This is a genomic window from Phyllobacterium sp. P30BS-XVII (genome assembly GCF_014138335.1).
Classification (GTDB): domain Bacteria; phylum Pseudomonadota; class Alphaproteobacteria; order Rhizobiales; family Rhizobiaceae; genus Phyllobacterium; species Phyllobacterium meliloti.
Map to the genome: position 1 here is coordinate 261,713 of NZ_JACGXO010000008.1, position 9,723 is coordinate 271,435.

7 protein-coding genes and 1 pseudogene are annotated in these 9,723 nt (G+C 52.3%); 5 read left to right on the forward strand and 3 right to left on the reverse strand.

All coding sequences use genetic code 11. The features are described from left to right. Positions 1-25: 25 nt before the first annotated feature. Entirely contained in the window at positions 26-1,306 is a 1,281-nt protein-coding gene (locus FHW17_RS21080) for an ABC transporter substrate-binding protein (protein WP_112522366.1), read from the reverse strand. Between the two features lie 86 nt (positions 1,307-1,392). Here FHW17_RS21080 and FHW17_RS21085 point away from each other — a divergent pair, with 86 nt between their 5' ends. Together FHW17_RS21085 and FHW17_RS21090 are read left to right on the forward strand one after the other, a co-directional pair. Then, the gene (locus FHW17_RS21085; RefSeq protein ID WP_182510761.1) at positions 1,393-2,322 is read left to right on the forward strand and encodes a helix-turn-helix domain-containing protein; all 930 of its coding nucleotides are present in this window, start codon (positions 1,393-1,395) and stop codon (positions 2,320-2,322) included. Between the two features lie 239 nt (positions 2,323-2,561). After that, complete coding sequence (locus FHW17_RS21090) at positions 2,562-3,236, forward strand: FadR/GntR family transcriptional regulator (protein ID WP_113094764.1); 675 nt, start codon at positions 2,562-2,564, stop codon at positions 3,234-3,236. A gap of 7 nt (positions 3,237-3,243) precedes the next feature. Here the strand turns inward: FHW17_RS21090 and FHW17_RS21095 are convergent, their stop codons facing one another. Both FHW17_RS21095 and araD1 read right to left on the reverse strand, forming a co-directional pair. Next, positions 3,244-4,020 (reverse strand): SDR family oxidoreductase, encoded by a 777-nt coding sequence (locus FHW17_RS21095; RefSeq protein WP_112522392.1) that lies wholly within the window; start codon positions 4,018-4,020, stop codon positions 3,244-3,246. A 55-nt stretch (positions 4,021-4,075) separates the two neighbouring features. Next, the gene (araD1, locus tag FHW17_RS21100) at positions 4,076-5,068 is read right to left on the reverse strand and encodes an AraD1 family protein (RefSeq protein WP_112522368.1); all 993 of its coding nucleotides are present in this window, start codon (positions 5,066-5,068) and stop codon (positions 4,076-4,078) included. Positions 5,069-5,451: 383 nt separating this feature from the next. Between araD1 and chvE the strand changes: the two are divergent. From chvE to mmsB, 3 genes and pseudogenes are all read left to right on the forward strand, one after another. Next, positions 5,452-6,447, forward strand: a pseudogene (gene chvE / locus FHW17_RS21105) (multiple monosaccharide ABC transporter substrate-binding protein); the annotation flags it as partial. A gap of 151 nt (positions 6,448-6,598) precedes the next feature. Further along, a complete protein-coding gene (gene mmsA / locus FHW17_RS21110; protein ID WP_113094747.1) occupies positions 6,599-8,128 on the forward strand; it encodes a multiple monosaccharide ABC transporter ATP-binding protein in 1,530 nt (509 codons plus the stop codon). Next, entirely contained in the window at positions 8,125-9,324 is a 1,200-nt protein-coding gene (gene mmsB / locus FHW17_RS21115; protein ID WP_113094748.1) for a multiple monosaccharide ABC transporter permease, read from the forward strand. The genes mmsA and mmsB overlap by 4 nt, the downstream gene beginning before the upstream one ends. The last annotated feature ends 399 nt before the right edge of the window (positions 9,325-9,723 follow it).

Genomic DNA, 9,723 nt, shown 5'->3' on the forward strand with positions numbered 1-9,723 from the left:
GCTCCATGCGTATCCGGCATTGAGCTTATTGAGCGATTGGCAGTCCTGTCGCCGATGCGATCTGGTTTGCCGCGTCATCGAGTGCCGCTTTGGCGTCTGGATATCCTCCGGCGAAATATTTGGTTTGAGTCGCCTTGTAGATACCGTCTGCGTCGCTCTGGAATGCAGTGCCACGGCTTGCTACGACCTTTGGCAATGTGCCGAGGATGTCAGCCCAAACAGCCTGACCACCCCAATAGGGCTGTGGCTCGGAAACGAAGGGTTGCTTCTCCGCACTGAGAAGCGATGGCACCAGGCCGAAACTCTTGAGCATCGCGATCTGCCCTTCATCTGTACCAAGTGCGTAATTCAGATAGGTCCAGGCCGCTTCCTTGTGCTGGGAGCCGTTGCTGATTGCCAGTGACGAGCCACCAAGATTGGCCGCATGCGGGCCATCGGCGGTGAGACTTGGCATAAGATAGACGCCCCATTTGCCCGCAAGTTTGGGGGAATTGGTGCGGACAGTACCTTCATACCAGCCACCATAAACCTGACTTGCAACCGTACCCGCTGTGTTGGATTGTACCTTTTCGTCCCAATTGGCTGCCGTCAGGGTTCCGGCATCTTTCATCTGCTTGATCTTATCCAGCGTGGCAACGCACGCGGGTTGGTTGATCGTGATGGTCTGGCCATCGGTCGAAAAGTATCCGCACCCCTGTTCATTGGAGATCATGCGGAACCATTCGCTGTCGCCGTTAAAATCTGCCTGCGCCATGACAACGCCCGGATTGGCGGCTGCGATTTTCTTGCCGGCAGCTATGAAATCATCCCATGATTTTACGCTTTTAGGGTCAATGCCTGCCTTCTCGTAAAAGTCACGCCGGTAGAAAACGGCAACGGGGCCGGAGTCCCATGGCATGGCATAGGCAACATCGCCGACCTCAAGTTCAGTGCGCTTGAATTCCGGGAATTTGGACTGAATTTCACTGGTGTAACCAAGATCCTTCAGATTGGCGAAACAATCGGGAAAACGGTTCCAGAAAATCTCGGCCTCGAAGTTCTCGATTGTCACGATATCGGGCAAACCGTCGCCGCCCGCAGCGCATGCCGCAAGCGTCTTGTCGAAGACCTGCTGATTACCCAGATCCTGTACATTCACCTTTATGTCAGGAAACTGCTTGTTGAAGCCCTCGACTGTTGACTTCAGCGAAGACGCCGCAACATTCCAGCTCCAGATGGTGATTTCGGTAGGCTGGGCCAGTGCCGGTGCAGAACCCAAAGCCCATGCTGCGACAAGTGCCGTCGCGCCAAGAAATTTACAGCCCATTGAAAATCCTCCCTTTTCAATTGCCCGTTCTTTGCGAACATGGCTACACTAGCGACAAGGGAGCGTGTGTCTCCCATAAAGGGAATATGAATTGGGCGGAAAGTAAGATGGGAGACAGGCCGATCTATCAGCCGGGCGCGAGCAGTGTCGAAGGCCTGCCGACGGCTCTGCAAATGTTTCACAATCACCCGCCTGTTATGGCTATGCCCCATTGGCATGCACAGGTCGAAATCAACTATATTATACGCGGTTCAGTACATTATCGGATGAATGATCACGCAATCCAACTTAATGCGGGAGATATGTGCCTGTTCTGGGGCGGTCAGCCACACCAGATGGATGATTCATCTGACGATTCAATTTATGCAGGTGCGCACCTGCCCCTCGTGCATTTCTTTCGTATGCGTTTGCCGGAAAGCGTTCCCAGCCAATTGATGCAGGGAGCAACATTGGTGACATCTGCGACCGACGCTGCAGACAAGGAGAATTTTGCGCGTTGGTATAGCTATGCCCGGTCAGGCGATCCTGTGAAGGCGGAACATGCGGTCAATGAATTATTACTGCGGATCGAACGTGTCGGGTTCGAACCATATAAGATGTTGCCGGATTGCCGGGCGCATTCTTCTGGCGAACAGTCGAGCCAGCAGTCGTCCCGCGTGGTCGCGAGGATGTGTGATTTCATTGCGGGTAACTTCATGCACGATATTGACTCAGTCGATATCGCCACTTCGGCGGGCGTTCATCCCAAATATGCGATGAATGTTTTCAAAAAATCTACCGGGATGACACTGAACAATTATGTCAGCTTGCTACGGCTGTCCTATGCACAGGCGATGCTGCTACGGGACGGGGCGAATGTCCTGCAGGTCGCGATGGATAGCGGGTTTGGCTCGCTTAGCGCCTTCAACAAATCCTTCCGTAATATCGCAGGCATGTCTCCATCAGATTTTCGCCGCGATATGCGCAGTGGGGGGCAATTAAGCAGTACTCTATCCGGAATACAGAATCTGCCATAAGGCCAGCCGGAGCGTGGCTAGTTAATAATGAGAATTGTTATTGATCATATAATATTATAAATGATGTGAAGGGAGGGACTGGCGAAGTAGATTGTGTCCGCCTATTAAGTGGATTGACCAATATTTGCTTCTGCAATGAGAAGCAACCACCAGTCGCAGGGATACACTTGGTAGAAAACAAACTCAGCAATTATGATTTTCGCACTGCGGGCCATTCGCGCACGCATCATGGGCATGTCATGCGTGATCTTGGCCTGCGGATCGTCAATGGTTCCTATCCCGAAAACAGCATTCTGCCGGGAGATGCGGAACTGCTTGAACGCTTCGGCGTATCCAGAACTGTCCTGCGCGAGGCGTTAAAAACATTGGCGGCGAAAGGGCTCATTCAACCCAAGGCCAAGATTGGCACACGGGTATTGGAGCGGTCGAACTGGAACCTCTTTGACCCAGATATTCTTGTCTGGCATTTCGAAGCTGGAGCCAGTGCCAATTTTTTGTCCAGCATTGTCGAAATGCGGTTGGCGCTGGAGCCCGAGGCCGCCGGTCTTGCCTGTTTACGGCGAACCGATGCACAACTCCAAAAACTCTACGAATGGGTTGATGAAATGGGCAGCGCACGGGAAACGCCTGCTCATTTTGTTCATAGTGATCTGCAGTTTCATATTGCCATTGCTGAAGCCTCCGGTAATCCGTTCATGCGGTCCATCAGCGCCCTGATCGAAGTGGCTCTGGTGACAACGTTCACGATCAGCTCCCCCATACCAAATTCCGAACGCCACATGCATTCCGTTGCGCGACACAAAGCCATAGCCGACGCCATCAGGGACCGGAATGTTGTGGCTGCCAAAGAAGCCATGCGCGGTGTCATTCAGGATGGTGCCGAGCGGGTACTTGCTGCTTCAAGCCCGGATTAATCTGAGATCAGACCCAGCCACCATCGACGATAAAATTCTGCGCCGAGCACATTTTCGAATCATCTGAGGCAAGGAAGAGAGCCATGCGGGCTATGTCTTCAGGCAGGACGCGCCCGGCAAGACACTGGCTGCGGTCGATCAATTCATTCGCTGCATCGTCAACCCATAGATCAAGCTGACGCCTGGTCATCACCCAGCCTGGCACCAACGTATTGACCCGGATACCATGCTTGCCCAAGTCACGGGCGAAGGAGCGGGTCATGCCGTGGACGGCCGACTTGGCTGAGGCATAACCGGGATATCCGCCGGAGGCCATCATCCAGCCCACGGAGCCGAAATTGATAATCGAACCACCACCAGACTTGATCATTGCGGGTGCAACTGCCTGAATGGCGAAGAACATATGGCGCAGGTTTACAGCAATACGCTGGTCGAAATAATCCGGTGTTACCTCGCGCCAGTCATGCCGTGTATCGTTGGCCGCATTGTTGATAAGCACGGTTGCAGCGCCCTGTATCTCCTCGATTTCCCGGATGATCTTTTGGTAGGCGCTGATATCCGTAATGTCGACAGCACGAAACGTTACCTTGCCTCCGTATGTGTTCAGCTCCTCCGCCAGCGTCTTACCTTCCGCCTCGGCAAGATCGACAAATCCCACCTTGGCACCTTCCGCCGCAAAGGCACGCACAATCATCTCGCCAATTCCTGTTGCGCCGCCTGATACAAAGACGGGCTTGTCGACAAGGCCGGGATAGCGTGCGAAAACGGGTGATGTATCTGTCATAGCTGACACCATTGTTACGATGGTAAAAAGGGAAACTGGCTGGCAGCTTGATCGCTTAAAGTGTTGTCACCTTTACCTTGACTGGCTTTTCCACCTTCAGCGGATTGCGTAAAGGCAAACCAAACGCGGGCGCTTCGATTTCAAAAACATCGCCATTCTCCGTCTTGATACCATCAGCGAAAGACAGTGTAGCAGTCCCGAACATGTGAACATGGACGTCGCCGGGCTGCCGGAATAGCGAATATTTGAAATGATGATGCTCGAGATTGGCTATTGTGTGGGACATGTTGTCTTCACCCGATAGAAATGGCTTTTCCCAGATAACCTTACCCTTGCGTAGAATACGCGAACTGCCACGGATATCTGCAGGCAAATCACCCACGATCAATTCCGGTCCAAGCGAGCAGGGACGCAGTTTGGAATGGGCGAGAAAGAGATAATTGACGCGTTCGGTGACATGATCGGAGAATTCATTTGCCAGCGCAAAGCCAATGCGAAAAGGCGACCCGTCAGGACCGATAACATAAACGCCGGCAATCTCAGGTTCTTCCCCGGCATCCTCAGCAAAGGCTGGAGATAAAAGCGGCTGGCCGGGACCTGCGAGCACTGTACCATTACCCTTGTAGAACCATTCAGGCTGCACACCGGTCTGACCTTTTTTGGGTTTGCCGCCTTCAAGGCCCATGCGGAACATCTTCATCGAGTCCGTCAGGGCCTCTTCCTTGGCGTCGTCGATCTTGCGATGCATGGCATCGCGCGTTGCAGCCGAGCCAAGATGCGTGAGACCTGTTCCGGTCAAATGGATGTGCGCTGGATCGTGCGTATCAATGGGTGAAAGCAGGCGTCCTTCGGCATAGGCTGCCTCAACGTCGAGCACCTTGCCCAGTCCGCGTTCTTCAACGATCTTGGCAAGACTGGATTTCGCTTCGATTGCGGCGTGAGCCAACTCCAGAATGGATTTCGTCCGCTTTACGTGCCGGAATGTGCCGTCCACGCGCGCGGCAACCTGCCTCTTTCCATTGGCATTGAGCAACTGAACCAGATTCACGTCTATCCTCCCGGGAAACATCGAGTGAAGCAGGTAACTTCACTTCATTCTTGACCTTTTGCCAATAATTTCGAAAAATAGTATAATACTATTATATTGATGTAAACGGTGGAAAATGGCGTTTTAGCTGTGCCACCAATCACTGGAAAAAGACTTTTCAGCTCGCCTTGAAAGAGCTATTCCAAAAGTCATACTTTTCAGTTAAGTGTTGTAAGGATCGTGCTCTGGGAGGAGCTGGCGGCATAAGCAAAAAAGATTCCGCCCGGAAAACATGCTCGAATAACGTTGCGTCCATTAGGGAAATTGGGAGGATACCAGTGAAAATGCTTAAAGTAGTTGCTGCAGGCCTGATCGCGCTTTGCGCGATGGGTACGCAAGGGTTTGCCCAGGACAAGGGCTCGGTTGGTATTTCAATGCCAACGAAATCCTCCGCACGCTGGATTGCTGACGGAGACAATATGGTGAAGGCGCTGAAAGAACGCGGCTACACCACTGACCTGCAATATGCAGAAGATGACATTCCAAACCAGCTTGCTCAGATCGAGAACATGGTCACCAAAGGTGTAAAAGTTCTGGTCATTGCAGCAATCGACGGCACCACGCTGTCCAATGTGCTGCAGCAGGCCCATGATGCGAATATCAAGGTCATTTCCTATGATCGTCTCATCCGCGATTCCGGCAATGTCGACTATTATACGACATTCGACAATTTCCAGGTTGGCGTTCTGCAGGCCGGATCACTCGTGAAGGCTCTTGGCCTTCCCGAGGCAAAGGGACCATTCAATATCGAGCTTTTCGGTGGTTCGCCTGACGATAACAATGCGTTCTTCTTTTATAATGGCGCAATGTCCGTGCTTCAGCCTTTGATTGACAGCGGCAAGCTCGTTGTCCAATCCGGCCAGACCGGCATGGACAAGGTTGGTACCTTGCGTTGGGACGGTGCTGTGGCTCAGTCCCGGATGGATAACCTTCTTTCCGCCTATTACACGGACAAGAAAGTCAATGCGGTTCTGTCACCCTATGACGGTCTGTCGATCGGCATCCTGTCATCGCTGCGTGGCGTCGGATACGGAACAAAGGACCAGCCATTCCCGTTCGTTTCAGGACAGGATGCGGAAGTTCCTTCAGTAAAGTCGATCATCGCAGGCGAGCAGTACTCGACGATCTACAAGGATACGCGCGAACTGGCGAAGGTTACATCCAACCTCATCGACAAGGTGCTGAAGGGTGAACAGCCTGAAATCAATGACACCAAAACCTACAATAACGGTGTCAAGATTGTTCCGTCCTATCTTCTGAAGCCGGTTGAAGTGGACAAGACCAACTGGAAAGAAATCCTGATCGGCGGCGGTTATTATACCGAAGCACAGATCAAGTAGGCCGCTTAAGCCTGGCAAACCCTGCGCCTGATCGCGCAGGGTTTGTTTGTATCGACAAGGCCCCTGCGGATGAACATTCCGGTAGTACCAAACTGCGGCGCCTTTTATAAATTGCAAAGAGAAACGCCATGAGGCGTCGATGAGGGTCCCGATGGAAACCATCCTCGAAATGCGCGGTATCACCAAGACCTTTCCGGGGGTGAAAGCGCTCGACAATGTCAATCTCAACGTGCGCAAGGGTGAAATTCACGCGCTTGTTGGCGAGAATGGCGCCGGAAAATCAACCCTGATGAAAGTGCTGAGCGGGGTCTATCCGCATGGCAGCTATGAAGGCGAGATTCACTATAACGGGGAAGAGCAGCATTTTCGCGATATTAGTGACAGCGAAGAAAAGGGCATTATTATCATTCATCAGGAGCTGGCACTGGTTCCTCTCCTGTCAATTGCCGAGAATATCTTTCTGGGCAATGAGCCAGCACGGTTCGGGATCATCGATTGGCATGTTGCGGAAACCCGCACGCGCGAACTTCTGGCCAAAGTTGGCCTGAAGGAAGATCCGCAAACCTTGATCACCAATCTCGGTGTCGGCAAACAGCAGTTGGTGGAGATTGCCAAGGCATTGTCGAAAGAGGTCGAGCTTCTCATTCTTGATGAGCCGACAGCAAGCCTCAACGAAAAAGACAGCGATGCATTGCTTGAGCTGCTTCTCGAGTTCAAAGCACAGGGCATTTCATCGATCTTGATTTCCCACAAGCTCAACGAGGTTGGCAAAGTTGCCGATCGCATCACGGTCCTGCGCGACGGCGCCACCATTGAAACGCTCGACAAGGAAGCCATTTCCGAAGATCGGATTGTGACGTCCATGGTCGGACGTCAACTCGCCGATCGCTTTCCGCAGCGCGAGCCGAATATTGGCGAAGTTGTCTTTGAAGTGAAGGACTGGGTCGTCCACCATCATGTTCACAGTGACAGAACAGTCATCAATGGCATTAATCTGAACGTCCGCAAGGGCGAGGTTGTCGGTATCGCCGGGCTGATGGGCGCGGGGCGAACGGAATTTGCCATGAGTGTCTTTGGCAAGGCCTATGGCCGCAAGATCAGCGGCGAGGTTTTCATCAATGGCAAGAAGGTCGATGTCTCGACCATTGGCAAAGCTGTCGATAACGGCATTGCCTATGTCACGGAAGATCGCAAGACTTATGGGCTCAATCTGATCGACCACATCAAGCACAATACGACGATCGTCAATCTCGAAGGCGTATCCCATGGCGGTGTGCTGGATGATATGGCCGAATTGAAAGTGGCCAATGAATACCGTCGCAAGACCAATATCCGTTCATCCAGCATCTACCAGAAAACCGGCAATCTTTCCGGTGGCAACCAGCAGAAGGTCGTCCTGTCAAAGTGGTTGTTTGCCAACCCTGATCTCTTGATACTCGATGAGCCAACGCGCGGTATTGATGTCGGCGCAAAATATGAGATTTATTCGATCATCAACCAGTTGGTGAGTGAAGGCAAAAGTGTCCTGATGATCTCATCGGAAATGCCAGAGCTGCTCGGCGTCTGTGATCGGATTTATGTGATGAACCAGGGCCGGATCGTCGGTGAAATGCCCGCTAAAGAAGCGAGCCAGGACAAAATCATGCGCGCCATTATTCGTGCTGAAGGGAAAGCATCATGACTATAGAAAACACGGCGACCCCGGCTAAGACCGAAGCTAAAACGGACGGATCGCCGATGAAGGGCAATCTGCGCGAATACGGGCTGGTGTTGGCGTTGATCCTGATCATGTTGTTCTTTCAGTTCACCACCAATGGGACATTGTTCAAACCGGTTAACCTGACCAACCTCGTGCTGCAGAACAGTTATATTATCGTCATGGCGCTTGGCATGTTGTTGGTCATCGTTGCGGGCCATATCGATCTTTCCGTCGGATCTGTGTCGGGTTTCATCGGCGGATTGGCCGCAGTGATGATGGTTCAGTGGCATATCCATTATATTCCAGCGACGATTCTCTGTCTGATCATGGGCGGGATCATTGGTGCGGCGCAGGGTTATTGGGTCGCCTATCACAAAATCCCGTCCTTCATCGTTACTCTTGCAGGCATGCTCGTGTTCCGTGGATTGACGTTGTGGCTTCTGGGCGGTCAGTCGATTGGTCCGTTCCCACCGCAGTTCCAGCTTTTGAGTTCGGGTTTTATCCCGGATGTGCTCGGCGCGGGTGGCTTCAATGTCACGTCCATGCTTGTTGGTATCGCTATCGTTGCGCTGATGATCTATTTCAGCATCCGTGGACGGGCCAAGCGCGAGAGCCACGGGTATCAGGGGGAACCTTTTGTACTCTTCGTGGCAAAGAACCTCATCATTGGCGGCATCATCCTTTTCCTTACCTATCTTCTTTCTTCCTATAAGGGCTTGCCGAACGTTCTGGTCGTTATGTCCCTGCTGATTGCGCTCTTTGTTTTCGCAACCAAACGCATGACCATTGGACGGCGCATTTATGCCATGGGGGGTAATGAGAAAGCGGCAAAGCTATCGGGCATCAAGACCGAACGGCTGACATTCTTCACCTTTGTCAATATGGGTGTGCTGGCCGCTCTTGCTGGTCTGATTTTCGCCGCTCGTCTCAATACAGCGCAGCCAAAGGCGGGGCAGGGCTTCGAACTTGATGTGATTGCGGCTGTCTTTATCGGTGGAGCATCGGCGATGGGCGGTGTGGGGCAGGTGATGGGAGCTGTCATCGGCGCTTTCATCATGGGCGTCATGAACAATGGCATGTCGATCATGGGGATCAATATTGACTGGCAGCAGGTGATCAAGGGTCTTGTCCTGCTCGCAGCTGTGGTGTTCGACGTTTACAACAAAAACAAGGGCTAAATCAGCCGCCTCTTTTAAAACCTTATCAGCCCGGCTTTTAAGCCGGGCTGATTGCTTCCGGGGGTATGAGTCGCTCATTTGGTTAGCCGAGGCAGCATTAATCGCCGAAAAATGCGATGCTTTCGGTCAGTGATAACCGGGATATTGCTTATGGTTAACGATTTATAACTGTCATGATTTTCAGATTTGTCGGCAAACCGCCCGTATTTGTTGATGGTTTGTTGTGTTTGGCTTTGAGTTATCCCCAGGGCTGGTTGAGGTTGGTTGAGAAAGTTAGGATTTGTGCGTTTTTTTGGAAATGGCGTGTTGACAGTTTTGGGATGTGGGGTCTATATACCGACACAACGAGGGCGGGGCGCCGCTGGCGGTTGCTGAATGCGCCCTAAAGGAAGCTCTCTG

Bases quoted from the DNA above. Each gene is read 5' to 3' on its own strand.
- FHW17_RS21080 (WP_112522366.1), bottom strand. From the start codon at position 1,306: ATGGGCTGTAAATTTCTTGGCGCGACGGCACTTGTCGCAGCATGGGCT.
- FHW17_RS21085 (WP_182510761.1), top strand. From the start codon at position 1,393: ATGAATTGGGCGGAAAGTAAGATGGGAGACAGGCCGATCTATCAGCCG.
- mmsB (WP_113094748.1), top strand. From the start codon at position 8,125: ATGACTATAGAAAACACGGCGACCCCGGCTAAGACCGAAGCTAAAACG.
- FHW17_RS21095 (WP_112522392.1), bottom strand. From the start codon at position 4,020: ATGACAGATACATCACCCGTTTTCGCACGCTATCCCGGCCTTGTCGAC.
- mmsA (WP_113094747.1), top strand. From the start codon at position 6,599: ATGGAAACCATCCTCGAAATGCGCGGTATCACCAAGACCTTTCCGGGG.
- FHW17_RS21090 (WP_113094764.1), top strand. From the start codon at position 2,562: ATGCGTGATCTTGGCCTGCGGATCGTCAATGGTTCCTATCCCGAAAAC.